General features: G+C 71.6%; 23 protein-coding genes and 1 tRNA gene. 12 read left to right on the top strand and 12 right to left on the bottom strand.

Annotated features, from left to right (window positions below; genetic code table 11):
* Positions 1-5: 5 nt before the first annotated feature.
* The 3 genes from AC2D9U_RS06565 to AC2D9U_RS06555 are packed head-to-tail and all read left to right on the top strand — an operon-like array spanning position 6 to position 3,065.
* The gene (locus tag AC2D9U_RS06565) at positions 6-839 is read left to right on the top strand and encodes a sugar phosphate isomerase/epimerase family protein (protein WP_484747494.1); all 834 of its coding nucleotides are present in this window, start codon (positions 6-8) and stop codon (positions 837-839) included.
* On the top strand, positions 839-1,894 hold the full coding sequence (locus AC2D9U_RS06560; protein WP_484747492.1) for a sugar phosphate isomerase/epimerase family protein: 1,056 nt from the start codon (positions 839-841) through the stop codon (positions 1,892-1,894). Before AC2D9U_RS06565 ends, AC2D9U_RS06560 begins: the two co-directional genes overlap by 1 nt.
* Positions 1,857-3,065 (top strand): Gfo/Idh/MocA family protein, encoded by a 1,209-nt coding sequence (locus tag AC2D9U_RS06555; RefSeq protein WP_484748362.1) that lies wholly within the window; start codon positions 1,857-1,859, stop codon positions 3,063-3,065. Before AC2D9U_RS06560 ends, AC2D9U_RS06555 begins: the two co-directional genes overlap by 38 nt.
* Before the next feature lie 298 nt (positions 3,066-3,363).
* Here AC2D9U_RS06555 and AC2D9U_RS06550 read toward each other — a convergent pair.
* Positions 3,364-3,440, bottom strand: a tRNA-Arg gene (locus AC2D9U_RS06550).
* A 109-nt stretch (positions 3,441-3,549) separates the two neighbouring features.
* Here AC2D9U_RS06550 and gtdA point away from each other — a divergent pair.
* From gtdA to AC2D9U_RS06530, 4 genes are all read left to right on the top strand, one after another.
* Entirely contained in the window at positions 3,550-4,611 is a 1,062-nt protein-coding gene (gene gtdA, locus AC2D9U_RS06545; RefSeq protein ID WP_484747491.1) for a gentisate 1,2-dioxygenase, read from the top strand.
* Positions 4,612-4,716: 105 nt separating this feature from the next.
* Positions 4,717-6,561: a hypothetical protein gene (locus AC2D9U_RS06540; RefSeq protein WP_484747490.1), complete on the top strand. Its 1,845-nt coding sequence runs from the start codon at positions 4,717-4,719 to the stop codon at positions 6,559-6,561.
* Positions 6,558-7,205 carry a hypothetical protein gene (locus tag AC2D9U_RS06535; protein ID WP_484747489.1) on the top strand — a complete coding sequence of 216 codons (648 nt, stop codon included), beginning with the start codon at positions 6,558-6,560 and terminating at the stop codon, positions 7,203-7,205. The genes AC2D9U_RS06540 and AC2D9U_RS06535 overlap by 4 nt, the downstream gene beginning before the upstream one ends.
* Positions 7,196-8,266, top strand: a complete 1,071-nt coding sequence (locus AC2D9U_RS06530; protein WP_484747488.1) for a peptidoglycan-binding protein — start codon at positions 7,196-7,198, stop codon at positions 8,264-8,266. Before AC2D9U_RS06535 ends, AC2D9U_RS06530 begins: the two co-directional genes overlap by 10 nt.
* 48 nt (positions 8,267-8,314) lie before the next feature.
* Here AC2D9U_RS06530 and AC2D9U_RS06525 read toward each other — a convergent pair whose 3' ends face one another.
* Both AC2D9U_RS06525 and AC2D9U_RS06520 read right to left on the bottom strand, forming a co-directional pair.
* Positions 8,315-8,950 carry a calcium-binding protein gene (locus AC2D9U_RS06525; RefSeq protein ID WP_484747487.1) on the bottom strand — a complete coding sequence of 212 codons (636 nt, stop codon included), beginning with the start codon at positions 8,948-8,950 and terminating at the stop codon, positions 8,315-8,317.
* Between the two features lie 94 nt (positions 8,951-9,044).
* Positions 9,045-10,310, bottom strand: a complete 1,266-nt coding sequence (locus tag AC2D9U_RS06520; RefSeq protein ID WP_484747485.1) for a UbiH/UbiF/VisC/COQ6 family ubiquinone biosynthesis hydroxylase — start codon at positions 10,308-10,310, stop codon at positions 9,045-9,047.
* Positions 10,311-10,508: 198 nt separating this feature from the next.
* Between AC2D9U_RS06520 and AC2D9U_RS06515 the strand changes: the two genes are divergently transcribed.
* Together AC2D9U_RS06515 and AC2D9U_RS06510 are read left to right on the top strand one after the other, a co-directional pair.
* Positions 10,509-10,847, top strand: coding sequence for a P-II family nitrogen regulator (locus AC2D9U_RS06515; RefSeq protein ID WP_304813622.1), 339 nt, complete (start codon positions 10,509-10,511; stop codon positions 10,845-10,847).
* A gap of 38 nt (positions 10,848-10,885) precedes the next feature.
* The gene (locus tag AC2D9U_RS06510; RefSeq protein WP_484747483.1) at positions 10,886-12,217 is read left to right on the top strand and encodes an ammonium transporter; all 1,332 of its coding nucleotides are present in this window, start codon (positions 10,886-10,888) and stop codon (positions 12,215-12,217) included.
* A 104-nt stretch (positions 12,218-12,321) separates the two neighbouring features.
* On the opposite strand, the gene AC2D9U_RS06505 is transcribed toward AC2D9U_RS06510, so the two are convergent.
* Genes AC2D9U_RS06505 through AC2D9U_RS06485 form a run of 5 tightly spaced genes read right to left on the bottom strand, consistent with a single transcriptional unit; the run spans position 12,322 to position 18,557 of the window.
* Positions 12,322-13,305: a Bug family tripartite tricarboxylate transporter substrate binding protein gene (locus AC2D9U_RS06505; protein WP_484747481.1), complete on the bottom strand. Its 984-nt coding sequence runs from the start codon at positions 13,303-13,305 to the stop codon at positions 12,322-12,324.
* Between the two features lie 42 nt (positions 13,306-13,347).
* Positions 13,348-14,193, bottom strand: a complete 846-nt coding sequence (locus tag AC2D9U_RS06500) for a fumarylacetoacetate hydrolase family protein (protein WP_484747479.1) — start codon at positions 14,191-14,193, stop codon at positions 13,348-13,350.
* Between the two features lie 24 nt (positions 14,194-14,217).
* On the bottom strand, positions 14,218-14,622 hold the full coding sequence (locus AC2D9U_RS06495) for a hypothetical protein (RefSeq protein WP_484747477.1): 405 nt from the start codon (positions 14,620-14,622) through the stop codon (positions 14,218-14,220).
* 6 nt (positions 14,623-14,628) lie between these two features.
* Positions 14,629-16,446 carry a hydantoinase B/oxoprolinase family protein gene (locus tag AC2D9U_RS06490; protein ID WP_484747475.1) on the bottom strand — a complete coding sequence of 606 codons (1,818 nt, stop codon included), beginning with the start codon at positions 16,444-16,446 and terminating at the stop codon, positions 14,629-14,631.
* Entirely contained in the window at positions 16,443-18,557 is a 2,115-nt protein-coding gene (locus AC2D9U_RS06485; RefSeq protein WP_484747474.1) for a hydantoinase/oxoprolinase family protein, read from the bottom strand. The genes AC2D9U_RS06490 and AC2D9U_RS06485 overlap by 4 nt, the downstream gene beginning before the upstream one ends.
* A 124-nt stretch (positions 18,558-18,681) precedes the next feature.
* Here AC2D9U_RS06485 and AC2D9U_RS06480 point away from each other — a divergent pair, with 124 nt between their 5' ends.
* The gene (locus AC2D9U_RS06480; RefSeq protein WP_484747472.1) at positions 18,682-19,500 is read left to right on the top strand and encodes an IclR family transcriptional regulator; all 819 of its coding nucleotides are present in this window, start codon (positions 18,682-18,684) and stop codon (positions 19,498-19,500) included.
* A gap of 9 nt (positions 19,501-19,509) precedes the next feature.
* Here the strand turns inward: AC2D9U_RS06480 and AC2D9U_RS06475 are convergent, their stop codons facing one another.
* The 3 genes from AC2D9U_RS06475 to AC2D9U_RS06465 are packed head-to-tail and all read right to left on the bottom strand — an operon-like array spanning position 19,510 to position 21,991.
* A complete protein-coding gene (locus tag AC2D9U_RS06475; RefSeq protein ID WP_484747471.1) occupies positions 19,510-20,088 on the bottom strand; it encodes a peroxidase-related enzyme in 579 nt (192 codons plus the stop codon).
* Positions 20,085-20,546, bottom strand: a complete 462-nt coding sequence (locus AC2D9U_RS06470; protein ID WP_484747470.1) for a hypothetical protein — start codon at positions 20,544-20,546, stop codon at positions 20,085-20,087. Before AC2D9U_RS06470 ends, AC2D9U_RS06475 begins: the two co-directional genes overlap by 4 nt.
* 17 nt (positions 20,547-20,563) lie before the next feature.
* Positions 20,564-21,991 carry an NAD(P)-binding domain-containing protein gene (locus tag AC2D9U_RS06465; RefSeq protein WP_484747468.1) on the bottom strand — a complete coding sequence of 476 codons (1,428 nt, stop codon included), beginning with the start codon at positions 21,989-21,991 and terminating at the stop codon, positions 20,564-20,566.
* A 46-nt stretch (positions 21,992-22,037) separates the two neighbouring features.
* On the opposite strand from AC2D9U_RS06465, the gene AC2D9U_RS06460 reads away from it, so the two are divergent.
* The gene (locus tag AC2D9U_RS06460) at positions 22,038-22,733 is read left to right on the top strand and encodes a TIGR04283 family arsenosugar biosynthesis glycosyltransferase (protein WP_484747466.1); all 696 of its coding nucleotides are present in this window, start codon (positions 22,038-22,040) and stop codon (positions 22,731-22,733) included.
* Positions 22,730-23,311 (top strand): TIGR04282 family arsenosugar biosynthesis glycosyltransferase, encoded by a 582-nt coding sequence (locus AC2D9U_RS06455; protein WP_484747464.1) that lies wholly within the window; start codon positions 22,730-22,732, stop codon positions 23,309-23,311. Before AC2D9U_RS06460 ends, AC2D9U_RS06455 begins: the two co-directional genes overlap by 4 nt.
* Positions 23,312-23,345: 34 nt before the next feature.
* On the opposite strand, the gene AC2D9U_RS06450 is transcribed toward AC2D9U_RS06455, so the two are convergent.
* Entirely contained in the window at positions 23,346-24,905 is a 1,560-nt protein-coding gene (locus AC2D9U_RS06450) for a D-aminopeptidase (RefSeq protein WP_484747462.1), read from the bottom strand.
* Positions 24,906-24,915: the final 10 nt, after the last annotated feature.

Genomic DNA, 24,915 nt, shown 5'->3' with positions numbered 1-24,915 from the left:
ACGGGATGAACCTGCTGCTGTGGACCACCGAGGTGACCGAGGCGCATTGGCCGATCCTCGAGCGGCTGAAGGCCATCGGCTATGACCTGGTCGAGGTGCCGGTGTTCGAGACGGCCGGGGTGGATGGCTATGCCCGGCTCGGGGCGCGCCTGCGGGCGATCGGCCTTGCGCCGCACGCCGTCACCGCGCTGGGGCCGGAGGCCAACATCGCGGCGGCGGACCCGGCCCTGCGCGCCGCCGGGGAGGCAAGGTTGCGCGCGATCCTGGATTGCGCCGTCGCGCTCGGGGCGCCGACGCTCTCGGGCCCCATCCACTCCGCGATCGGCGTCTTCACCGGCAGCGGGCCGAAGCCGGAGGAGACCGCGCGCAGCGCCGAGATCCTGGCCCGGATCGCCGACAGGGCCCGCCCGCAGGGCCTGCGCCTGTCGATCGAACCGCTGAACCGCTTCGAATGCTATCTGCTGAACGACCTCGCCTCGGCAGCGGCGTTCGCGCGCGGCGTCGCGCCCGATGCCGGCGTGCTGTACGACACCTTCCACGCGCATATCGAGGAGAAGGATGTCGCCGCCGCCATCGCTGCCGATGCCGATCGCATCAACCTGGTGCATGTCTCGGAGAATGATCGCTCCACCCCGGGCCGCGGCCAGGTCCGGTGGCGGGAGACCTTCGCGGCGCTGAAGGCCGCGGGCTATCAGGGACCCCTGATCGTCGAGGCCTTCGGCCTTGCGCTGCCGGCGCTCTCGGCCGCGACACGAATCTGGCGGCGCATGTTCGATGATGAGTTCATGCTGGCGGCCGAGGCGCTGGACTTCATGCGACGGGAATGGGAGGCGGCGTGATGCGGACACTGAAGGGGCCGGGCATCTTCCTGGCGCAATTCGCCGGCGATGCGGCGCCGTTCGACACGCTGGGCGGCATTGCCGGCTGGGCCGCGAGCCTCGGCTTCAAGGGCGTGCAGATCCCCTCCTGGGATGCGCGTTTCCTCGACCTCGCGCGTGCCGCCGAAAGCCAGGCCTATTGCGACGAGGTGCGCGCCACGCTCGCGGCGCATGGGCTCGAGGTGACGGAGCTGTCCACGCATCTGCAAGGCCAGCTGGTCGCGGTGCATCCTGCCTATGACACCGCCTTCGACGGCTTCGCGCCGGCGGCGGTGCGCGGCCGCCCGCAGGCCCGGCAGGAATGGGCGGTGCAGCAGCTGAAGCTGGCGGCGAAGGCGTCGCGCAGGCTGGGCCTCACGGCGCATGCGACCTTCTCCGGCGCGCTCGCCTGGCCCTTCGTCTATCCCTGGCCGCAGCGGCCGGCCGGGTTGGTCGAGACCGCCTTCGCCGAGCTTGCCGCACGCTGGCGGCCGATCCTGGATGCCTTCGACACGGAGGGCGTGGACCTCTGCTACGAGATCCACCCTGGCGAGGATCTGCACGATGGCGCCACCTTCGAGCGCTTCCTCGACGCCGTGGGCGGGCATCCGCGCTGCAACATCCTCTACGATCCCAGCCACTTCGTGCTGCAGGCGCTGGACCATCTGGCCTTCATCGACATCTACAACCCGCGCATCCGCGCCTTCCATGCCAAGGACGCGGAGTTCCGCCCGAATGGCCGCGTCGGCGTCTATGGCGGCTATCTGCCCTGGGTGGATCGTGCCGGGCGCTTCCGCTCGCTCGGCGATGGCCAGGTGGATTTCCGGACGGTCTTCTCGAAGCTCGCGCAGTACGGCTTCGCAGGCTGGGCCGTGCTGGAATGGGAGTGCTGCCTGAAGCACCCGGAGGACGGCGCGCGCGAGGGCGCGGCCTTCATCCGTGACCACATCATCCGCGTCACCGAGAAGGCCTTCGACGACTTCGCCGCCACCCGCACGGATGAGGCGGCGAACCGCCGGCTGCTCGGGATCGGTTGAGATGCGCCGGATGCGCCTCGGCATGGTGGGTGGCGGGCAGGGCGCCTTCATCGGCGGCGTGCACCGCATGGCCGCGCGGCTCGATGACCGCTGGGAGCTGGTGGCGGGCTGCTTCTCCCGCGACCCGGACAACAATGGCCGCACCGCCGAGGCGCTGCATGTCACGCCTGATCGCACCTATGCCGACTTCACGGCCATGGCACGGGCAGAGGCGGCGCGTGCGGACGGGATTGATGCCGTCGCGATCGTGACGCCGAACGCCAGCCACCATCCGATCGCGCGCGCCTTCCTTGACGCCGGCATCCATGTGATCTGCGACAAGCCACTGGCGACAACCTGGGATGACGCGCAGGACCTGGTGCGTGCGGTGCGCGAGGGTGGCCGCGTCTTCGTGCTCACCCACAACTATACGGGCTATCCGATGGTCCGGCAGGCGCGCGCGATGGTCTCGGCCGGTGAGCTTGGCGCCATTCGCGTCGTGCAGGTGGAGTATCCACAGGATTGGCTGGCCACGCCGCTGGAAGAGAGCGGGCACAGGCAGGCGGCCTGGCGGGTTGATCCGGCGCAGGCCGGCCCGGCCGGTTCGCTCGGCGATCTCGGGACCCATGCCCACAACCTGGTGGAGTTCGTCACCGGCTTGCGCGTGGAGGCTGTCTGCGCGGCGCTCACCGCCTTCGTGCAGGGGCGCCGCGTGGATGATGACGCGCAGGTGCTGCTGCGCTTCGCGGGCGGTGCACGCGGCATGATGTGGTCGTCGCAGATCGCGCCTGGCAACGAGAATGCGCTGAGGCTTCGCATCTTCGGGGAGAAGGGCGGCTTGGAGTGGGCGCAGGAACACCCGAACCAGCTGCGCTGGTCACCGCTGGGGGAGGCGCCTCGAATCCTGGCCCGCGGCGCGGCCGCGCTGAGCGGCGCGGCGGCCCATGCCACACGCATTCCTTCGGGGCATCCGGAGGGTTATCTGGAGGCCTTCGCGCAGCTCTATCGCGACGCGGCCGAGCAGATCGCGGCGCGTCAGGCCGGACGGCCGGCTGATCCGGCTGCGCTTGTGCTGCCGAGCGTCGAGGACGGAGCGCGGGGCATTGCCTTCGTTGCCGCCTGCATCGAAAGCAGCCGGCGCGATGAATCCTGGGTCAGGCTCCGCAGCCTGCCAGAGCACTATCCGTTGTGACTGGTCGCGGCGCCTCCGCGACATCAGAACGGATATTGCTCTGATCCACGGTGCCCCCATGATTTCGTGATCGCGCGCCATGACGAATTGCTCCGGCGCCGAACGGCTTTGCGCGCGCCAGCAATCCCTTCGGCCGCGCCGGTGGCCGCGGTGCCCCAACATCGATCGCGCCATGGAAGCAGGGGACGGCCAGGCCCGCTTCTCGGGCGGCAGGGCGCCTCAGCGCGCCGCCGCATCCCGGGTTTGGCGCCGGCACTTTTCGTGTCCGTGCCAGCCTCTAGCCGACTCGTTCCAGAAATGGCGGACCCGAAAGGATTCGAACCTTCGACCTCTGCCTTCGGAGGGCAGCGCTCTATCCAGCTGAGCTACGGGTCCAGCACCCCATCCTTAGCGAAGCCGCGGCGGATAAGGAAGCCCCGCGGCATCTCCCGCCTCGGGGCAGGTTCCTCTACCCTCCGAGCCACCGCACCGGAGGAGAACGGCCATGCAGCACGGCCTGCCGACCAATGATCCCAAGACCCTGCTCCAGGCGCTCTATGCCGAGATGGCCCCCCAGCACCTGTTTCCGTTGTGGGAAGTGCTGCACGCCCTGGTCACGCCCACGCCACGCTCGCCCGTGCAGCCGCATCGCTGGACCTATGACACGGCCCGCAACCACCTGCTGCGCGCGGGCGACCTCATCACCGCGGAGCAGGCCGAACGCCGCGTGCTGATCCTGGAGAACCCTGGCCTGCCAGGCACCTCCTCGGTCACCACCAGCCTCTATGCCGGGCTGCAACTCATCCTGCCGGGCGAGGTCGCGCCCTGCCACCGGCACACGCAATGCGCGCTGCGTTTCGTCATGGAGGGCGACGGCGCCTTCACCGCGCTGGATGGCGAGAAGGCGGTGATGCGGCCCTTCGACCTGGTGCTGACGCCAAACTGGCAATGGCACGACCACGGCAATGACTCCGGCGCGCCGATGATCTGGCTCGATGGGCTCGACATCCCCACCGTGCGCCACTTCGCCGCGAGCTTCGCCGAGCGCCTGCCCGATGGCGCCATGGCCCATGCCGAGACCGCCCCGCCCGGCGACACCGCCGCGCGCTATGGCCGCAACCTCCGCCCCTTCGCGGGCAGCGCCGGCGCCCGCCGCCCGGCCAGCCTGCCGCTGTTCCACTACCCCTATGCCGAGTGGCGCGAGAGCCTGCACGCCATGGCCCGCCACGGCGCGCCGGACCCGCATCTCGGCCATGCGCTGGAATTCGTGAACCCGGCCGATGGCGGGCCGGTGATGCCGACCATCGCCGCCCATGTCCGCCTGCTGCCCCGGGGCTTCGCCACCCGGCCCCGCCAGGCGACCGACGGGATGGTGCTGGTGGTGGTCGAGGGCAGCGGCCGCGCCGTGCTGGGCGAACAGGCCTTCGCCCTTGCCCCGCGCGACCTGCTCGTCGTCCCGTCCTGGACCAGCCTGACTCTGGAAGCGGCCGAGGACCTCGTCCTGTTCGGCTATTCCGACGCCGCCGCGCAGCAGAAGCTCGGCCTGTGGCGGGAGGCGCGGCACTGAGGCGTTTCGGATAACATTCCCTCGATAAGTATATCGTCCTAGATTTTTCTTGATTCGGTTGCAGAAGCTCGGCTAGTCTCCCGCCACGCGAGAAGGGGGCCGCCGATGCAGCTGATCCGTGTCCTGGGACTTCCGCCTCGCCCCTGGCTGCCGGCGCTGCTGGCCTGGCTGCTCTGCGCCGCGCCCGCCTGGGCGCAGGAGGCCGGCAAGATCGAGACCGGCTCCCAACGCCCGCTGAGCTACTTCTTCCTCGCCTTCGTCATCCTGGTCGGCGCCGTGGTCGGGCGCTGGGTCTGGACGGTGCGGCAGGATTTCATGCGGGTCATCGGTCCAAGTCCCGAGGGCGGCGGCATCGAGCGCATCACCCTGTTCCGAGACGCCTCGGCCGGCCTGCCCGAGGGCACGATCCGCGCCGCCCTCGCGCTGCTCGTCGTGTGCATCCTGCTGCCCGCGCTGGTGCTGGAAGAAGCCCTGGGCCTCAGCGGCACGGGCGAGATCGGCACCATCCTGGGCGGCATCCTCGGCTTCTATTTCGGCACCCGCAGCGGCGGTGGTGAGGCCGAGGGCTTCCGCCGCCAGGCCGAGACCTTCATGGGCCAGGCGCGCCAGCAGGAAGACGCCGCGAAGCAGGCCGAGGCGCAGCGCCAGGCCGCCGAGGCCGCGAAGCAGCAGGCCGAGGCCGCGCGCGACCAGGTGGCGCAGGAACGCGACACGGTGGTGCAGCAGGCCGAGAGCCGCGTCGCGGAGGTCCGCCAGGGCCTGCTGGCCGAGACCGCCGAGAGCCAGAAGCAGCTCCAGGCGCTGCAGGCGCGCGCGCAGCAGGCGCTGGCCGTCGCCCAGGCCGTGGCGGGGATGCTGCCCGCCGGCCCGGCCGCGCGGGCCCTGGCCGGCACGCTGGCCACCGCCGGCGGCGTGCTGGAGGAAGCGGCCGAGGCTGGCGCCGCCATCCAGGCCGCCCTGCACCACCCCGAGCCCGCCACCATCGGCACGGCGCTGGAAGCCGCACGCGGCATCCTGACCCGCGCCGGGGAGGGTACGGAGATCGCCGACCGGCTCGGCACCGCGCTGGGCGTGCTGCGGGACGCCACCAGCCTCGCCGGGCAGGTGCAGGCGGCGGTGCGCGCGCCCTCGGCCGAGGGCATCGCCGGGGTGCTGGCGAGCGCGAGCACCGTGCTGGCGCGCACCGGCGGCGGCGGCTTCGCGGCCACGCTCGCCCCCGCCCTGGGCACCATCGGCACGGTGATGCGCGCCCCGGGCCTCGCCGGGATGCTCGGCGCGGCCACGCCGGCGGGGGTGGTGGGCGGCATCGTGCTCGGCGCCTGGCAGGCCTGGCGCATCGGCAATGCGCATTACACGCGCTGGATGGCGCGGGTGCTGGACCGGCCCGTGACGCCGGATCTCTTCCCCGCCGCGGCCTGGGATGGTGCGGCCGCGCGGCTGCTGCTGTCCCGCGTGCCCAGCCTTGCCCGCGTCTTCCGCGCGGAGATCGAGGGCGCCTCGCAGCAGGAGATGGCGGATCTGCTCGCCCAGCTCTTCCGCGCCGATGCGGTGGCCGAGCTGCTGCGCGCCCGCGGCGAGGCCTTCCTCAGCCCGGTCGAGGCCGAGGCCGCGGTGAACGAGCTGCGCCGCCTGGTGCTCGAGGCCGAGCTGGACCGCGAGGGGAATGAGCCCGTGCCCCTGCCCGGCGGCGGCGCCATGCCCCAGGCCGAGTTCCGCGCCACGCTCGACCGGCTGCGCGAGGCCGGGGCGGCGAGCGCGATCGAGGGGCTGGGCCTGCTCGCCGGCAGCCTGATCCGCGCCCGGCCGGTGGATGCCGCCGGCAACGCCATCGCGGTGGACCTGCCGCGCCTGCTGGCCGAGGCGCTGCCCGTCGCCGATGCCGACCCCGCCGCTGCCGCGCAGGACCCGCCGCCGCCCCCACCCCCGCCGGAAGGGGAGCCGCCGGTATGAGGGCGCTGCTGCTGCTGCCGCTGGCCCTGCTGGCCTGCGCCGGCCCCGAAACCCAGCCCGAGACGCGCGCCCCCGCTGCCATCCTCCAGCTCGACCGGATGAAGGAGTCCGCGGCGCGCGGCGATTGGGCGGCGCTGGCGGCGGCCGAGATCGCCCCTTGCGGGGGGGCGAATGACGCCATCTGCGCCGAATCCCAGGCGCTCCGGGCGCGCGGCTGCCGGATGCAGGCCGCGGCCGAGCCGGCGCGCCGCGCGCCCCTGCTCGACTGTGCCGTGGCGGGCAACCGCGCGGCGCTCGCCGCCGCCGCCGCCACGCCACCCGCCGAGCGCGCCACCTGGCAGGAGGCCCTGGCCTGGTCGCTCTTCGAGCGCCGGCAGATCCAGCCGCGCAGCGCGCTCTGCGCCGACAATGCCGCGCTGGGCGAGGCCGCGGCCGCGCTGGACCCCGCCAGCATGAGCGCGCGCTTCCTGGGCGCGAGCGCCCGGCTGAGCGCGGTGGCCGAGGGCTGCGCTCCGGCTGGCCGGCATTGCGCGCTGCTGGGCGAGGGGCGCGCGCTGCTCACCCCCGCGCCGGCCGGGGATACGCGCTGGGCCGCTGTGGCGGCCGCCACGCAGGGCGAGTCGAGGAGGTTGCAATGTCGCTGACCCATGCTGGCCCCGACCCGCGCCGCCTGCCGCGCAGCTTCCGCTACATGCAGCCCATGCAGCGCGGCGACGATGTGCGCCGGCTGCAGGACATGCTGCGCCGCGCCGATCCCGAGGGCGCGGGGCGCGAGATCACGGTGATCGACGGGCTGTTCGGCCCCGCCATGCGCCGCGCCGCCATGGCCTTCCAGGCCCGGGCGGGCCTGCCCGACATCGATGGCGTGGTCGGGCCCGACACCTGGGCGGCGCTGCTCCTCGCGCTTGAGACAGGGCAGCTGCAGCCCGCCCGCACGCCCGAGACACGCGCGCGCCTCGACGCCGCCGTGGCGCAGAGCCGGCGGGAGAATGGCGCGGCGGGCGTGCTGGCGCGCAACCTCGCCGCCCTGCGCGGCTTCCATGCGGTGTTCGAGGGGGGCTCGCGCTGGCGGCTCACGCCCCAGGGCGTGGAGGTGGAGGGCCGGCCCCTGCCGGGGCAGTCCGGCAACCCGCTCGCCGTGCGGCGCGCCTTCGACTGGTTCGGCCCCGAACTGCGCGCCGTGGCGGTGGAGACCGAGGTGCCGGTGGAACTCCTCGTCGCCACCATCTGCACCGAGGTGCTGGGCGCGACCAGCCGCTTCGCCACGCGCGACGCCGCGGCGCGCGCGGTGCGGGAGGAGCCGGGCTATGTCAGCGACGAAGCGACACCGCACCGCGTCTCGCCCGGTCTCGCGCAGACGCTGATCTCGACCGCGCAGCAGATGATGCCCGAGATCCGCGTCACGCGCGCCCTGCTGTTCGAACCCATCCACGCGCTGCGTGCCGGCGCGCTCTACATCCGCGCCCAGGCGCCGCAGACGCGGCTCGACCCGCCGGCGGTGGCCTGCGCCTACAATGCCGGCGGGCTCTACCTGCAGACCGGCGCGCGCAACCATTGGCGGCTGCGGCAATACCCGATCGGCACGCCCGACCATGCCGACCGCTTCGTGATCTTCTTCAACCAGATCTTCCGCGTCGTCGCGGCCGAGCCGGCGCTGCTGGGCGGGCCGGAGGTGCCAAGCCTGTTCCGGGCTCTGGCGGGGTAGGGGCGAGGCAGGGGCGAGGCCGATCCCACCCCGCGCCCCGCCCCTTGTTCAGCCGAAGGTGATGCGCGCCACGTCGTGGAAGGTCAGCTTCTCGCCGCCGATGTTGATCTCGCCCCATCCATTGGTCAGCGGGTTGCCCTGCGCGTCGTAGAGGCTCCAGCTGCCATCGCCATTGGGGGCCAGCGTCGCGCCCCAGCTCTTGATGTCGAGCGCCTGGGCGAGGTCCGCCGGCGTCATGCCGGTCAGGTGCAGCGTGTTGTGGCCGTCCTGCCCCACGAACAGGTCGCTGCCGCTGCCGGGCGACCAGGTGAAGGTGTCGTCGCCCGCACCGCCATAGACGCTGTCGCCCGCGCCATCGCCCGCGCCGCCATCCAGCAGGTCGTTGCCGGCATCGCCATAGAGGCGATCCGCGCCGCTGCCGCCGTCCAGCGTGTCGTTCCCCGTATCGCCGGCGAGCATGTCGTTATCCGCCCCGCCCTGGAGCTGGTCTTGGCCCGAGCCGCCATAGATGCTGTCCTGGCCGCCCTGGCCGGCGAGAACATCGTTCCCGCCCTCGCCGAAGATGAAATTGCTGCCGTTGGCATCGATGATGGTGTCGGCGCCCTGCCCGCCAAACACATAGGCGCCGCCCGCCACCTTGCTCAGCGCCGCCTTGTCGAGCTGCGCCTTGTCCTTGCCGGTCATCGATCCCTCCACCCTGGCCTGTCGTTGCGTCTCTACCGGAAGATGGCGGGGCGCGGCAGGCAGGCGCCGCCGATGGCCGCGGTAGGCATCGCCTTCAGGCGCGCAGCCCCTGCCCGCCCAGCAGACCGGCCGTGGCCGCATTCATCCCCATCGCGCGCTCCGCGAAGGCGCGCTTGAGCGGCGGCAGGCGGTCCACCGCCGCGATGCCGAGCCGGCGCGCGATCCGCACCGGCGCGAAATCCGTGCCGAACAGTTTTTCAAGCACATGCGTGGCGCCGAGCATCAGGGCGGCATCGGGCTGGGCGCGCCTTGCATAGCGCGCCAGCACCGTCCCGCTGCCCGGATCCTCATTCGCGTTGACCGCGGCGATGATCGTCTCGGCCAGCGCCGCCACATCGCGGAAGCCCAGGTTCAGCCCCTGCCCGGCGATCGGGTGGATGCCATGCGCGGCGTCACCCACCAGCGCCAGGCGCGTATCCGTGAAGCGCGCGGCCCAGAGCGCCGTCAGCGGATAGGACCAGCGCCGGCCGATCGGGCGGATGCGGCCCAGATGGTCGCCGAGGCGGCGGGTCAGCTCGCGCCCGAAGGCCGCGTCATCCATCGCCAGGAACCGCGCGGCGAGCGGGCGCTTGTCGGACCACACATAGGCCGAGGCATGGGGCAGCTCGGACGTGCCGAAATTGCCCGGCCCGGCGAGGGGCAGCTGGGCGAAGGGGCCGTTGGGCAGGAACATCTCCAGCGCCGTGCCATGGTGCGGACGCTCATGCGCGAAGGCGCCGACCATGCCGGTCTGGCCGTAATCATGGCGCACCACCTGGATGCCGGCCTGGCGGCGCAGCGGGCTCTCCCGCCCCTCGGCGCCGATGACGAGACGCGCGCGGATCACCGGCCCGCCCGCGACGCGGATCTCGGCATGGTCGGCGTGCCGCGTCACGGCGGCCTCGCTGGGCGCGAAGACATGCAGGTTGGGCAGGCTCGGCAGGGCGGCGTTCAGCGCCACGCGTAGCGCCCGGGCCTCGACCATCCAGCCGAAGGGGTCGGGGCCAACGGATGCGCTCTCGAAATCGAGGGTCAGGGAGGAAGGTCGCGCGCCCGGCCGGCCATCGGCGACGCGGATATGGTGGATCGCCTGGGGCTGGGCCGGCAGCCGGTCCCAGATGCCCGCAGCGGTCAGGAGGCGCTGGCTGGTGAGCGCGATGGCATAGGCCCGGCCGTCGAAATCCGGCAGCTCCATCGGCGGTAGCGGCGCGCGGTCCACCACGGCAGTCGGGATGCCCGCGGCGGCGAGCGTGGCCGCCATGGTGGCGCCGACGGGGCCCGCGCCGATGACGCAGGCGGTGAGGTCGAGGGTCTCGGTCATGCCTTCAGTTTGGCGCTTCCGGCGGGCCTGACAAGGCTGAGGCATTTGCCCGCATTTTGTGCAGACGCCGCGCCTGTCCCTGGCGAGCCGCGGGTGAGTCTTGTGTGCAACGGTGTTGCAGCGCGGAAACGCCGCTTTGGCACGGTCCTTGGAAGGGAGCGCCCATACCTGACCTTCAGGAGGGGAGTTTTCGGCGCGATGAAGCTTGTGATGGCGATCATCAAGCCCTTCAAACTGGACGAGGTGCGCGATGCGCTCACCCCGCTCGGCGTGCAGGGGCTGACGGTGACCGAGGTGAAGGGGTTCGGCCGGCAGAAGGGCCAGACCGAGATCTACCGCGGGGCCGAGTACCATGTGAGCTTCCTGCCGAAGCTCAAGATCGAAGTCGCCGTGGCCGCCGAGATGGTGGACGCGGTGGTCGAGGCCATCGCCGGTGCGGCGCGCACCGGCAAGATCGGCGACGGCAAGATCTTCGTGCTGGATGTGGAACGCGCCCTGCGCATCCGCACCGGCGAAACCGACGACCAGGCGCTGTGACCATGGCGCTGCACAACTCGCACAAGGGAATGATGGGCATGAGGATGCTTGCGCGCGCGGCGCTCGGCGCCGTGCCGGCGCTGCTGGCCGCCGGCACCGCCTTCGCGGCGGATGAGCCGAAGATCGACACCGGCGACACCGCCTGGATGCTGACCAGCACGGCGCTGGTCCTGATGATGACCGTGCCCGGCGTGGCGCTGTTCTATGCGGGCATGGTCCGCAAGAAGAGCGTGCTGGCCACGATGATGCAGTCCTTCTTCCTCAGCGCCCTGGTGGGCGTGATCTGGATGGTGATCGGCTACTCGCTCGCCTTCGGTGAGGGCAACGCCTATATCGGCGACCTGTCGCGCCTGTTCATGAGCGGCATGGCCGAGGCCTGGGACAAGCCCTTCACGCTGGGCAGCGGCGATTCGGCGGTGGCGACCACCATCCCCGAGAGCGTCTTCGCGATGTTCCAGATGACCTTCGCGATCATCACCGCCGCGCTGATCACCGGCGCGGTGGCGGACCGCATGAAGTTCTCGGCCCTGGTCGTCTTCATCACGCTCTGGACCGTCATCGTCTATTCGCCGGTGGCGCATTGGGTGTGGCATCCGGCGGGCTGGATCTTCGGCCTCGGCGCGCTCGACTTCGCCGGCGGCACGGTGGTGCACATCAATGCCGGCGTGGCCGGCCTGGTGGCGGCGGTCGTGCTCGGCAAGCGCGTGGGCTACGGCACGGACAACATGGCGCCCTTCAACCTCGGCCTTGCCGTGATCGGCGCCGCGCTGCTCTGGGTGGGCTGGTTCGGCTTCAATGCGGGCTCGGCCGTCGGTGCCGGTGCGCGCGCGGGCATGGCCATGCTGGTGACGCAGGTCGCGGCCTGCGGCGCGGTGCTGGCCTGGGTGATCGCGGAGTGGATGCTCAAGGGCAAGCCCAGCGTGCTGGGGGCGATCTCGGGGGCGGTGGCGGGCCTTGTCGCCATCACCCCGGCGGCGGGCTTCGTGCTGCCGGGCTCCGCGCTGGTCATCGGCGTGGTCGCGGGTCTGGCCGGCTTCTGGGGTGCCACGGCGCTCAAGCACTGGTGCGGCTATGACGACAGCCTGGACGCCTTCGGCGTGCATGGCATCTGCGGCATCGCCGGCGCGCTGCTGACGGGCGTCTTCGCCTATGGCCCGCTCTCGGCCAGCGCCTCGACCCCCGAAGGCTACGGCGCGTCCTTCGACCAGTTCATGATCCAGGTCTACGCGGTGGCGGCGGTGTTCGTGTACACGGCGATCGCAACCTTCATCCTGCTCAAGATCGTGGACGCCATCGTTGGCCTTCGCGTGACCGAGGAAGAGGAGCGCGAGGGCCTCGACGTCGCGCTGCATGGCGAGCGGATCGGCTGACGCCGGCGACATCGCGGAGTTCGAGGGGGCGCCCGGGCAACCGGGCGCCCCCTTCTTGTTTCGCCGGGCGCGGGAACCGGCTCGCGCGTCGTCCTGCCCTGCCGCTATTCCGGCTGGAAGTTCGCGCTGCGCAGCAATTCGCTGTTCCGCGCCAGGTCCGCCGCGATGAAGCTGCGGAACGCATCGCCTTGCGCATACACCGGTTCCAGCCCCAGCGCGGTGAAGCGCTGCACCATGGCGGGTTCGCGCATGAGCTCGCCCAGATGCCCCTCCAGGGTGGCAATGACCGGCGCCGGCATGTCCTTCGGCCCCCACACGCCGTACCAGGAGGCGAAGACCAAGCCCGGCATCCCGGCCTCGGCCGTGGTCGGCACGTTGGGTGCGAGCGCACTGCGCGCCGTGGAGGTGATGGCCACCCCCTTCACGCCGCCGCTCTGCACCAGCGGCAGCAGCGCCAGCACCGGGTCGATCATCATCTGCACATTGCCGGCAGCCACATCCGTCAGCGCCGGCGCCGTGCCGCGATAGGGCGCCACCACCAGATCCAGCCCCGCGAGCTTCAGGAACAGGATCGTCGCGAGATGGCCCGCCGAGCCGAGCGCCGAGGCGCCGAAGCTCCAGCGCTCGGGGTTGCGGCGCGCATCCGCCACGATCTCGGTGATGCTCGATTGCGGCCGGTTCGGCGAGAGCACGAGCAGCATGGGTGCCGCGCCGATCTGCGCGACGGGCGTGAAATCGACCACCGGATCATAGGGCGCGCGGCGCAGCACCTGGCGCGCCATGACATGCGTCGAGGCCGAGAAGAGCAGCGTGTAGCCATCCGCCGCCGCGCCCTGCACCACCTGCCCGCCCACCGTGCCGCTGGCACCCGAGCGGTTCTCGATCACCACCGGCACGCCCATGCGTTCCGTCAGGCGCTGCGCGACCGCCCTTCCCACCGCATCCACGCCGCCGCCCGGCGCGAAGGGGACGATCATGCGGATCGGGCGTGCGGGATAGGCGGCACCCTGCGCGGCCACCGGCCTCGCGGCCAGCCCGCCCGCCCCGATGGCGGCGAGGCCGCCGACCATGCTCCTGCGTCGAATCATGCTTTCCTCCGTCTGTTTCTTGTTGCGGTTCCGGTCCGGGATTCAGGCGGCCTCGTCGGCGATCCCGTTGCGCAGCACGCCGATGCCCGTGATCTCGACCTCCACCGTGTCGCCCGGCTTGAGCCAGAGCGGCGGCTGGCGCTTCGCCCCCACGCCGCCCGGCGTGCCGGTGGCGATCACATCGCCCGGCGAGAGCGGCGTGAAGGACGAGCAATAGGCGATGATCCGCGGCACATCGAAGATCATGTGGTCCAGCGTCGCCTCCTGCACCGTCACGCCGTTGACGCGCGTGGCGAGGCGCAGGGCCTCGAGGTCGGGGATCTCCTCGGGCGTGACGAGCCAGGGGCCGAAGCCGCCCGTCTGCGGAAAGTTCTTGCCGGGCGTGAACTGGATGGTGTGGCGCTGCCAGTCGCGCACCGAGCCGTCATTGTAGCAGGCATAGCCGGCCACATGGCCCATCGCCGCCTCGGGCGCGATGTAGCGCCCGCCCTTGCCGATCACCACGGCCAGCTCGCCCTCATAGTCGAAATCGGTCGAGACACGGGGCCGCAGCAGATCCTGCCCATGCGCCGCCTGGCTGTCGGCGAAGCGCGTGAAGATGGTGGGGTTCTCGACGACGTCGCGGCCGGTCTCGCGGCGATGCATCTCATAGTTCAGCCCGACGCAGAGGATCTTGCCCGGGTTCGGGATCACCGGCAGCAGCGTGACCTCGGCGAAGGCGACACGCCTGCCGGCGGCCACGCAGGCATGGGCCAGTTCCGCCAGCGCATCGGCCGCGATCGCCGCCTTGAGGTCGGCATGGATGGAGGCCGGGGCGATCAGGATGTGCTCCCCCTGCACCAGCCCGCAGGCCGGGCGGCCATCATGGAGGAAGGAGACGAAGCGCATGCGGAGATCCTTGCCGGTTCGGGGTCAGGTGCAGATCAGGCGATTGGGCGGGGGGCCGGCGGGCTCGAAGGAATCGAGCGTCGCGGTCAGGTCGGTGAGGAAACGATCCAGCGCGGCGGGCTCAACCCCGGCACCCGGCAGATGCGCGAGCCAGGCGCGGAAGGGGCGCGCGGGAATGTCCCCGGCCTCGCGCTCCGCCTCGCGCGCATCGAGCAGCGCGACCAGGGGGGCAAGGCCCTCGGTGGCGTAGCGGCCGCGCATGTAGTCGAGGATGTCGGCCTCCATGTCCCGCGCATTCATCGCCGGGATCAGGAAATGCCCCATGCAGGTGCAGCCCGCCGGATGCAGCGGGCGGGAGGAGACGGCGCGCCACAACGCGGCGAGCCGCGCCACGCGCTCCGTCACGCTCGCCATCTCCGGCTGCGTCATGGCGGCTCAGCCCGGGCTGACTTCGAGCTGCGGGCCGGACTCATCGGCCTTGCCGGGAAGCTGGGGCGCGGCGATGTCGCTCTGCGCGCGCAGGCGACGCGTGGCGGCCTCATCCACCGCGCCGCTGGCATCGAGCACCACGCGGTAGGCGGAGAGCGCGACGGCGCGCGAGACATAGCCCTCGCGCACGTCGCGGGCGACGCGGGCGGGGTCGCGTTCCACGGGCAGGCCGAAGCCGCCGCCGCCGCCCGAGCGCATCATGTAGGCATCGCCTGCCTTGAGTCGCACGTTGAACACCTTGGCGTTCGGGAATTCGGTCTGCCACTCGCCGCCGCGGCGCAGGCCGATGCCGTTGCCCGCGGCATCCTGCCCGCCCTCCAGGCCCCAGGGCTTGCAATGCACGCGATCGATGCGCGTGGTGAGCTGGAAGGGAGCAAGCGCCTGCACCACCTGCTCGCAGCCCAGCCCGCCGCGGAAGCGCCCAGCGCCGCCACTGTCCTCGCGCAGCGCGTAGCGCTCGACCAGCACGGGATACTTCGCCTCCAGCTGCTCGGTCGGGCTGTTGTGGGTGTCGCCGTCATTGATGCAGACGGTGGCGGACATGCCGTCTTCCGTCGCCTTGGCGCCCCAGCCGCCGCCCAGCGGACCGATACCGACGATGTAGAATTTCCCATCCATCGGGTTGATGCCGTGGATGTTGGGGAAGACCAGGTCGGCATGGTGGCCGGCCGCGACACGACCCGGGATGGCCTTCGCCATCGCCTTGAAGATCGTGTCGATCACCGTCATCGGATAGGTCATCCACACGCGCATCGGCGCCGGGCGCTCGGCGCTGACCACCGTGCCCATCGGCATGATGACCTTGAGATTGCGGAAGCTGCCCTCATTCACCGGGTAGTCGGTGGGTGAGGCGAGGCACTTGAACGCGACCTGCGCGCAGGCGATGCCGGTGGTGACGCCCGAATTGTAGAAGCCGCGCACCTGCTTCGCGACCTCGGAGAGGTCGATCGTCACCTCCTCGCCGCGCTTCTCGACGCGCACGCGGATCGGCACGGGCTCCCCGATCTCGAGCCCGTCATCGTCCATGAAGCTCTCGGCCTCATAGACGCCATCGGGGATGCTGAGGGTGTTGGCGCGGGCCAGCGCCTCGGACTGGTCCATGATGACGGCGATGGAATCGCGCACCGCCGGCCAGCCATAGCGGGTGACGAGTTCAAGGTAGCGGCGCTCGCCCGTCGTCACGGCGACGATCTGCGCGCGCAGGTCACCCATGGCCTTGTCGGCGAGGCGGACATTCATCGCGATGATGTCCACCAGATCCTGGTTCACCTCGCCGCGCTTGCGGTACTTCACGATCGGGATCTGGATGCCCTCGGAATAGATGTCCGTGGTCACCGTGCCGAGCGTACCGCCGACATCGAGCCAATGCGCCATGCAGCAGGTGAAGCCGATCAGCACGCCCGCGTGGAAAATCGGCATGGTGAAGGTGAAGTGGTTGAGGTGCGAGCCCGTGGTGTAGGCGTCGTTGGTGACGAGGATGTCGCCCTCATGGATGTTGTCGTAGCCGAAATGGCGGATCTTCGCCTTCACCGTCTCCGACATGCCGCGGATGAACATGGGCAGGCCGAGGCCGATGGAGACCGTCTCGCCCTCCTTCGTGAACAGGCCCACGGTGAAGTCCAGCGCCTCATAGATGATGAGGTTGTAGGCCGTGCGCATCAGGTTGGTCTTCATCTCCTCCGTCACGGCGATGAGGCCGCGGCGGACGATCTCGACCGTGACGGGATCGACCCGGGTGGCGGTGGCGGAGAGGCTGTCGTTCATCGCGCGTCGCTCCCGATGGCGATCAGAAGGTTGCCGGCGGCATCGACCTCCAGCGTGTCGCCGGGCTGCAGCACGGTGGTGGAGGCGTGTTCCTCGATCAGCGCCGGACCGGCGATGCGGTTGCCCGCCTTCAGCCGGTCGCGCGCATAGACGGGCGTGTCCATCAGCCCGCCGAAATAGGCCTGCTTCCGGCGCACCAGCGCGCCGGCATCGGGTTCCGCACCGCCGGCCGGCACGCTGTGCCGTGGCGGCTTGCGCATGACGCCGGAGACGGTGACGCGCAGCGAGACGAGTTCCGCCGGCTCGTTCGGGGCATTGGTGCCGTAGCGCAGCAGGTGCTGCGCGTCGAAGTGGCGCTTGATCGCCTCGCGGTCGGCGGCTTCGAAGATCTCGCGCGGCAGTTCGACTGTGACCGCGTGTTCCTGCCCGACATAGCGCATGTCGGCGGCGCGCTCGATCTCGATGCGCTCGGGCCGCACGGCGGAGCCTTCGATCGCGCCGCGACCCTCTGCCTCCATGCCGGCGTAGAGCCCCTCGATCTCCGCGAAGTCGGCGGTGGCGAGGCGGCGGAAGCAGGAGCGCACATAGTCGTAGCGCAGATCGGAGAACAGCATGCCATAGGCAGAGAAATAGCCGGGCGCATAAGGGATCATAACGCGACGGATGCCGATCTCCCGCGCGATGGCCGAGGCATGCAGCGGCCCCGCACCGCCATAGACCGCCATGGTGAAGCCGCCGACATCGAGGCCGCGTTCCGTCGTCACCGCCTTCACGGCATGCGACATGGTGGTCACCGCGATGCGCAGGATTCCGTCGGCGGCGGCGAGCACCTCCATGCCCAAAGGTGCGGCGATCCGCTCGCGCATCGCGCGCTCGGCGCCCGCGAGGTCGAGCGCCATGGTGCCGCCGAGGAAATGCTCGGGATCGAGCCGGCCGAGCAGCAGGTTCGCATCCGTCACCGTCGGCTCCGTGCCGCCGCGGCCGTAGCAGACCGGCCCCGGCATGGAGCCCGCGCTCTGCGGCCCGACGCGCAGCGCATTGCCCTGCTCGAGCCGCGCGATGGAGCCGCCGCCGGTGCCCACTTCGAAGATGTCGGTCATCGGGATCTGGATCGGCAGCGCCTGGTCGTAGCCGCCGATCAGCGCCGAGCCGGTCGTCAGCGGCTTGCCCTGGTAGATCACGCCGGCTTTCGCCGTGGTGCCGCCCATGTCGAAGGCGATGGCGTCCTTGAGGCCGAGCCCCTCGCAGATCGCCTGGGTGCCGATCACGCCGGCGGCCGGCCCGCTTTCCAGCATGCGCACGCAGTCGCGCCGCGCATGCTCCACGGGAAACAGGCCGCCGGTGGATTGCACCACGTAGAAGGCGCCGGCGAAATCATGGCGCGCGAGATGCTCCGACAACTCGCCGAGATAGGTCGCGACGCGCGGGCCGACATAGGCATTGGCCGCGACGGTCGAGACGCGCTCGAACTCGCGGTATTCCTGCGACAATTCGTGGGAGGCCGTGACGAAGGCGCCGGGCAGTTCCTCCTGCACGATCTGCTTCACCCGCACCTCATGCGCGGGGTTGCGATAGGAATGCAGCAGCAGGATCGCCACCGCCTGCACCTGGCCCGGATCGAGCGCGCGCAGCACGGCGCGCAGATGGTCCTCGTCGAGCGGCTTGTGCACGGCGCCGCTGGCCAGCAGGCGCTCATGCACCTCGAAGCGCGAGGAGCGATCGACCAGCGGCACGTGCTTGCGGAAGAACAGGTTGTAGGCGTCGGGGCGGTTGACGCGGCCGATCTCGTAGATGTCGCGGAACCCCTCGGTCACCAGCAGCACGGTCTTCGCACCGGTGCGTTCCAGCAGCGTGTTGATGGCGATGGTCGAGCCATGGAGGAAGAGATGGGCATCGGCGAAGGCGGCGCCGGCGATGTCCACCGTGTCCTGGATGCCGTCCACCAGCCTGCCATGCGTCGTCAGCGCCTTGCCGAAGCGCAGCTCGCCTGCGGCTTCGTCGAAGGCGGCGAGGTCGGTGAAGGTGCCGCCGATATCGACCGCGATGCGCAGCCGCGCGCGGGTTTTCGCGTCGCGCGGCTGCGCGCCGTTCTTCTCATTGTCGAGGGGCATGGGGGGCGCTTCCTCCGGTTCTTCTTGACAAACTTCGGAATGCGAAGAATACTTCGCAAGTGTCGAGCGCTTCCTACCGATCCGCCCTCACCCCTGTCAACGCGCTTTGCGAAGGGTTCTGCGCATGACCAGGCCGCCCCCGGACGCGAACCAGGACCAGGCCCCTGGCCACAGGGACAAGAACCTCGTCCATTCGCTCGCCAAGGGCTTTCGCGTGCTGGAAGGCTTCACCGCCGAGCAGCCGGAACTGCTGCAAAGCGAGATCGCCCGGCGCGCCGGGCTGGATGACGGCACCGCCTTCCGGATGCTGAACACCCTGGTCGCGCTCGGCTATGTCGCAAAGGTTCCGGGCACGCGGCGCTTCCGCCTGACGCTCAAGCCGCTCGAACTGGGCTTCAATGCCATCGCCCGCACGGGGCTGCGCGACCTTGCGCGCCCGGTGCTGCGCAGCCTTGTCGGAGAGGTGAATGAGGCCGCGAGCCTCGGCGTGCTGGACGGCGCGGACATCGTCTATGTCGAGCGCGCGCAGGCCGGGCTGGTCCGCATGGGCGTGGATATCCGCGTCGGGTCACGAATTCCCGCCGCATCCTCCGCCATCGGTCATGCGCTGCTCGCCTTCCTCCCGGAACCCGAGCTTGAGAAGGTGCTGCAGGCGAGCCGCTTCGAGCGAGCCGGGCCTGGCATGCCCGGCTCGCCGGATGCGCTGCGGGCGCGTCTGGCGGAGGTGCGGCGTGACGGCACCGCGCTGACCGACTGGGCGAGCGTCAACGGCTTGCGCGTGCTCGCCGCGCCGGTGCTGGATTCGAGCCGCCATGCCATCGCGGCGCTCAGCGTCGCCGCGCCCGCCATGCGCCTCTCCGCCGAGGCTTTCGCCGCGGCGGTGCGCGCCCCGCTGCGGGCCAAGGCTGGCGAACTTGCCCTTGCCCTCGCCGCGGCGGGCTGAAGCCGCGCTTCAGCCGCGCAGTTCGCGCGGCAGCAGCGGGTCGCCGAGGGTGAGCATCAGCCGGTTGGCATTGGCGAACATCGCGACGCTGTGGATCAGGTCGAGGATCTCCAGATCATCGAGGCCCACCGCGCGCAGCGGCGCCAGATGCGCGGGCGTCGTCGCACCGGGGTCGCGCGTCAGCGCCTCGGTGAAGGCCGCGATGGCGTGGCGGCGTGCGTTGGCTTCTTCCTGCCAGCCCTCGTCGAGGATGCGCTGCATCGCGCCCTCATCGCCGGTCAGCTCGACGAAGCGCTTCGCGTGCACCTGCGTGCAATAGACGCAGCCATTCACCATCGAAACGACCGCGGTGGCCAATTCGCGATCCGCGCGCGGCAGCCCGCCCTCGGCATACATCACGATGTTGAACAGCGCGCCACGCTCACCCAGCGAGCCGGGGTCATGCGCGAGGGTGAGGAAATAGGTGGAGCGCCGCTGCGCCGGCGGGCAGGCCTCCAGCGCGGCAAGCTGCGCGGGTGTCGCCGTCTCGGCCTGCACGGGGTCGAGCCGCGGGCGCCAGCCGACGGGCTTGAGGGTGAAGCGGGTCATCGGGCGCTCTCCTGCATCATGGCGCGCAGCCCGGCCAGCACGCGCACCTGGTAGGGCACGAAGGCGATGAGCTGCGTCGCCGCCACGATCTCCCGCGCGCTCAGGCCGAGCGCGGCCATGCCCTCGATATCCGCGCGGCGCGTCGCTTCCGGCGTGGCGGCGACGAGATCCGCGTAGCGCAGCAGCGCGTCGAGCCGCGGCCCCGGCGCGACGCCGCCGGCCGCGGCCAGCAGCGCGGCGTAATGCGCGGCGAGCGCGGCCTCGCCCTCGCGCGCCGCGACGCGCGCGGCGAGGGCAGCGCGCTCCGCCAGACTCAGCGTGCCGGGATCGGCGGGCAGCACCAATTCGCGCCACGCCCCCTCGGCGTGCTGGCGCGCTTCCGGCCGCCGGGCGCGCAGCGCGTGCAGCGGATGCGCGGGCGTGAGGCCGAGCAGATGGTCGATGAGATCCTCGGCCATGGCATTCTCCGATGTCATCATGCGCGATCCGGCCATTCGTCGCCGAGCAGCTCGGGGGTTTCGAAGGCCTCGAGCGCGGCGAAATGCGCTTCGCGATCCGCCACGAACAGCGCGCGCGCGATGCCCTGGGTCAGCCGTTCCGCGCCGGTACTGACCGCGGGAATGTCGCCCGAGAGCTTCCCGTGGCTCAGCGTCGCCGGATAATTGAAGCAATGCAGCCGGGCCAGGGACGGGCAGGCGCCGGGCACCTTCTCCTGGAAGGCGAAATCGGGCGCGAGGTCGGGCGAGGTGGCGAGTTCCTCATTCGGCGCGCCGGGTGGTTCGGGGTAGCGATCCGCCCAGAAGCGGATATGCGGCGCGACATCCGCCAATTCGGGCCGCTGCGCGAGATCGACGCGAAAGCCCGTGGCGAAGATCAGGAAATCGAGCTCGAAACGACCCGTCGGCGTGGTGAGGTGAATCACGCCGTCCTGCGCCGCCAGATCCAGGATCGGGCTGCTGAGATGCAGATGCGCGTGGGCGTGGCGGGAGACGCGCAGCGTGCTCTCGCGCGGCGGCGGCGTCTGGCTCGAGAAAACGAGGTCGAGGAAGCGCCACTTCCACGCATCCGGCAGGCCGGCGAAGCCATGCACCACGCCGGGACTGCCGATGCCGGTGAACTTGTTCACGCGCGGCAGCGCGGCGCGCCGCACGAAGAGGTCGAGCCGCGCGCAGCCCGCCTCCAGCGCCGCGCCGGCATTGTCCATGGCCGAGGCGCCAGCGCCGATCACGCCCACGCGCTTGCCGGCGAGGGCGGCGAAGTCGATGGCGTCGCGCGAATGGGCGCGCAGGCCGGGCGGCAGCGCCTGCGCGATCGGCGGCAGATAGGCCCCGCCCAGCCCGTCCCGCCCGGTGGCGAGCACGACATGGCGCGCGCTGAAGGCACCGGCGCTCGTCTCCAGCGTGAAGAGATCCGCCGTTGCCGGGGTGATGCGCGTCACCTCGACGCCGTTCTCCACCCTGATGCCCATGACGCGGCGGAACCACACCAGGTAGTCCATCCACATCACGCGCGGGATCTTGCCGAGCGCGGCGAAGGCCGCCGTGCCGTGCTGCGCCTCGAACCAGGCGCGGAAGGTCAGCGCGGGCAGGCCGAGCGCGGGGCCGGCGAGGGTCTTGGGCGAGCGCAGCGTCTCCATCCGCGCATAGGTCAGCCAGGGGCCTTCCTGCCCGGCCGGCGCGCGGTCCAGCACGCGGATGCGCCGGATCCCGAGCAGCTTGAGCGCGGCCGCGGCGACCAGCCCGCAGAGCCCGCCGCCGATGATCGCCACATCGGTCACCTCCGCGCCGCCCTGGTGGCGTGGCGGGACCCAGTTGCGGGCGGGGAGTTCCAGCCAGGCGAGGTCCTGGCGCAGGCGGGCCTCGAGCGCGGCGAGGCCGGCGGGGGCTTCGGGGATATCGAGCATGGCCGATTCTACCGCCCCCTCGGTCCCATCGGCTATAGCGCCGCGCATGAACACGCCGCAGGGTGCGCGAATCGAGGGGCTGAGCGTCGTGATCCCGGCGCTGAACGCGGCTTCGGGCCTGCCGGGCACGCTGGCGGCGCTGGGCGGCACGCCGGCCGAGATCATCCTGGTCGATGGCGGCAGCACGGATGCCACGGTGGCGCTGGCGCGCGCGGCCGGGGCGCGCGTGGTCGCGGCGCCGCGCGGCCGGGGCGGGCAGATCGCCGCCGGGATCGCGGCGGCGGCGGGGCCCTGGCTGCTGCTGCTCCATGCCGATACGCGGCTCGCGGAGGGCTGGCCGGCGGCGGTGGCGGCGGCGATGCGCGACCCGGCGCGGGCCGCGCATTTCCGCTTCGCGCTGGATGATGTGGCGCCGGCGGCGCGGCGGCTCGAGCGCGCCGTGGCGTGGCGCTGCCGCTGGCTCGGCCTGCCCTATGGCGACCAGGGGCTGCTGATCCATCGCGCGCTGCTGGCTGAGGTCGGCGGGATGCGCGCGCTGCCGCTGATGGAGGATGTGGACCTCGTGCGCCGTCTCGGGCGGCGCCGGCTGCGCGCGCTGGACGTGCCGGCGGTGACGAGTGCGGCCCGCTGGCAGGCCGAGGGCTATCTGCGCCGTTCCGCGCGCAACCTCCTGTGCCTCACGCTGTGGTTCGCCGGGGCGTCGCCGGAACGGGTGCAGCGGCTGTATCGGGGGCGGGCGTGAGGCAACGCGATACCCTTCTCATCTTCGTCCGCGCGCCGCGGCTCGGCACGCTGAAGCGGCGCCTGGCGAAGGGGATCGGCGCGCGCGGGGCGCTGCGCTTCTACACCGGGCAACTCGCCGCGCTGCTGCGGGAGGTGGCGCGCGACCGGCGCTGGCGCACGGTGCTGGTGCGCACGCCGGATCGCGCGCGCGCCCGCTGGCCGCGGCGCGTGCCGGTGCGCGACCAGGGGCGCGGCGATCTCGGCCAGCGCATGGCCCGCGCCATGCGCCCGCATCGGCGCGTGGTGCTGATCGGCAGCGACATCCCCGGCATCACGCGGGGCGACATCGCCGCCGCCTTCCGCGCGCTGGGGCGCGTCGGCACGGTGTTAGGCCCGGCGCTGGATGGCGGCTATTGGCTGGTCGGCTTCGGCCCACGCCGCGTGACGCAGCCCTTCGCGCGCGTGCGCTGGTCCACCGCGCACACACTTGCCGATACGCTGGCCAATTTCGGCCGCCGGCCCGTCGCGCTGCTGCGGCCGCTGCGCGATGTCGATACGGCGGCGGATCTGCGCGCCATTCTGGGCAACATTCCGTAGAGCACGAAATCCGTCCAACTGGACGGATAGTGCTCTACCCGACCCGGCGGTAGTCCAGCCGCCGCGCCAGCCAGCAGCCAAGCTGCACCCCCACGACCTTGCCCGCCGCATCGCGCCGGAAGGCGAGCGTCCAGTCGCCCGGCGGCGCATGGTCGAGCGCGCGTGGGCAGGGCAGGGCCCAGAGGTCCGGGCCGATCGGCTCCAGCACTTCCATCCGCCCCTGGCCGAGCCAGCCGCCGAAGGCGCCATAGGCCACGCCGCCGGCCAGGGCGATGTCCAGGCTCGCGCCCAGCTCGTCGCAGACGAAACGACCCTCGATATCCTGCGGTACCTCGCCCCGGCAGGGGATGAGGCGGCTCGACTGGTTCTCCTGCGGGCGATCCAGCCAGAGCCCGTCGGCGGCGGGGCGCAGCCGCGTGCGCCCATTCGTGGCGCTGCCATCCGCCTGCAACGCCAGCCGTTCCGGCCCCGTGCCGTAGCGCAGCAGCACCGCGCCGGGCTGCGCCTCCACCCGCACGGCGAGGCCGGTCTCGGGCTCGCGATAGGCGCCGAGCCAAGGCGGGTCGGGCAATGCCGCCGTGGCTGGCGGGCGCTCCTCCCCCAGCACCGCCGCCAGCGCATCGAGTGCGGCGGCCTGGGCGTCGGAGAGGTGGTTGAACAGCACCACCACCGAGAGCCGCTCCGCCGGCACGTAGAAGCGGTGGCTGCGCCAGCCGCGCAGCGCGCCGCCATGGCCGAGGATCTGCCGGCCGAATTCCGTGGCGCGACCGAGGCCGAAGCCATAGGGCGCGGGCGCGCCATCGGCGAAGCTCACGGGCACGGCGAGGCGGCTGTGCAGCGCGTCGGGGTCCTCGCGCGTCGCGTCGATATGCCGCTCCCAGGCGATCATGTCGTCGAGGCTGGCGGCGAGCCCGGCATCGCCGGTCCAGAGGATGCGGTTGGTGGCGGCGCGGAAGCCGTTGGCCTGCGTGCCCTCATAACCCTCCGTCCCGTCGGGCAAGGCGCGCGTATCGGCGGCGAGCAGCGCGCCGCCCATGCCGGTGCGTTCGAAGATGCGCCTGCGCAGCAGCGTGGCGAAGCTTTCGCCGCGGGTCATCTCCAGCGCGTTGGAGAGCAGGCGGAAGTTCTGGTTGCAATATGAATAGCGCGTGCCCGGCGCGAAATGCAGCGCGGCGGTGGTGCCGAGCAGCCGCGCGGATTCGGCATCACCGAAATCGCCCTCGACCGGCGCGCCGAGCAGCATCGCCACGGCCCAATAGTCGCGCAGCCCCGACTGGTTGTGGCAGAGCAGCCGCGCCGTAGGCGTGGCCGGGCCGAGCAGGGGCATCTGCGCGCGCACCGCCGCATCCAGCGCCTCGGGCGCCGCGCCATCCGCCAGCACCAGGGCGCAGGTGAACTGCTTGGTGATGGAGCACATCCGGAACAGCGTCTGCGGCGTGAAGGGGATGCGCCGCTCGGCATTGGCGTAGCCCCAGGCATGGCGCGCCAGCACCGCGCCCTCGCGCAGGATGGCGATGGCGCCGCCGGGGCCGGGGTAGCGCCGGGGCAGGCTGGCGAGCAGCCGGTCGAGCCGTGCGGAGAGATCATGCGTCATGGGCGCCAGC

The sequence above is a fragment of the Roseomonas sp. TF40 genome, assembly GCF_057219975.1.
Note: the sequence above shows the minus strand (reverse complement) of the source record. Positions and strands in the feature narration are given on the sequence as shown.

Bases quoted from the DNA above. Each gene is read 5' to 3' on its own strand.
- AC2D9U_RS06565 (WP_484747494.1), top strand. From the start codon at position 6: ATGAACCTGCTGCTGTGGACCACCGAGGTGACCGAGGCGCATTGGCCG.
- AC2D9U_RS06560 (WP_484747492.1), top strand. From the start codon at position 839: ATGCGGACACTGAAGGGGCCGGGCATCTTCCTGGCGCAATTCGCCGGC.
- AC2D9U_RS06555 (WP_484748362.1), top strand. From the start codon at position 1,857: ATGAGGCGGCGAACCGCCGGCTGCTCGGGATCGGTTGAGATGCGCCGG.
- gtdA (WP_484747491.1), top strand. From the start codon at position 3,550: ATGCAGCACGGCCTGCCGACCAATGATCCCAAGACCCTGCTCCAGGCG.
- AC2D9U_RS06540 (WP_484747490.1), top strand. From the start codon at position 4,717: ATGCAGCTGATCCGTGTCCTGGGACTTCCGCCTCGCCCCTGGCTGCCG.
- AC2D9U_RS06535 (WP_484747489.1), top strand. From the start codon at position 6,558: ATGAGGGCGCTGCTGCTGCTGCCGCTGGCCCTGCTGGCCTGCGCCGGC.
- AC2D9U_RS06530 (WP_484747488.1), top strand. From the start codon at position 7,196: ATGTCGCTGACCCATGCTGGCCCCGACCCGCGCCGCCTGCCGCGCAGC.
- AC2D9U_RS06525 (WP_484747487.1), bottom strand. From the start codon at position 8,950: ATGACCGGCAAGGACAAGGCGCAGCTCGACAAGGCGGCGCTGAGCAAG.
- AC2D9U_RS06520 (WP_484747485.1), bottom strand. From the start codon at position 10,310: ATGACCGAGACCCTCGACCTCACCGCCTGCGTCATCGGCGCGGGCCCC.
- AC2D9U_RS06515 (WP_304813622.1), top strand. From the start codon at position 10,509: ATGAAGCTTGTGATGGCGATCATCAAGCCCTTCAAACTGGACGAGGTG.
- AC2D9U_RS06510 (WP_484747483.1), top strand. From the start codon at position 10,886: ATGAGGATGCTTGCGCGCGCGGCGCTCGGCGCCGTGCCGGCGCTGCTG.
- AC2D9U_RS06505 (WP_484747481.1), bottom strand. From the start codon at position 13,305: ATGATTCGACGCAGGAGCATGGTCGGCGGCCTCGCCGCCATCGGGGCG.
- AC2D9U_RS06500 (WP_484747479.1), bottom strand. From the start codon at position 14,193: ATGCGCTTCGTCTCCTTCCTCCATGATGGCCGCCCGGCCTGCGGGCTG.
- AC2D9U_RS06495 (WP_484747477.1), bottom strand. From the start codon at position 14,622: ATGACGCAGCCGGAGATGGCGAGCGTGACGGAGCGCGTGGCGCGGCTC.
- AC2D9U_RS06490 (WP_484747475.1), bottom strand. From the start codon at position 16,446: ATGAACGACAGCCTCTCCGCCACCGCCACCCGGGTCGATCCCGTCACG.
- AC2D9U_RS06485 (WP_484747474.1), bottom strand. From the start codon at position 18,557: ATGCCCCTCGACAATGAGAAGAACGGCGCGCAGCCGCGCGACGCGAAA.
- AC2D9U_RS06480 (WP_484747472.1), top strand. From the start codon at position 18,682: ATGACCAGGCCGCCCCCGGACGCGAACCAGGACCAGGCCCCTGGCCAC.
- AC2D9U_RS06475 (WP_484747471.1), bottom strand. From the start codon at position 20,088: ATGACCCGCTTCACCCTCAAGCCCGTCGGCTGGCGCCCGCGGCTCGAC.
- AC2D9U_RS06470 (WP_484747470.1), bottom strand. From the start codon at position 20,546: ATGGCCGAGGATCTCATCGACCATCTGCTCGGCCTCACGCCCGCGCAT.
- AC2D9U_RS06465 (WP_484747468.1), bottom strand. From the start codon at position 21,991: ATGCTCGATATCCCCGAAGCCCCCGCCGGCCTCGCCGCGCTCGAGGCC.
- AC2D9U_RS06460 (WP_484747466.1), top strand. From the start codon at position 22,038: ATGAACACGCCGCAGGGTGCGCGAATCGAGGGGCTGAGCGTCGTGATC.
- AC2D9U_RS06450 (WP_484747462.1), bottom strand. From the start codon at position 24,905: ATGACGCATGATCTCTCCGCACGGCTCGACCGGCTGCTCGCCAGCCTG.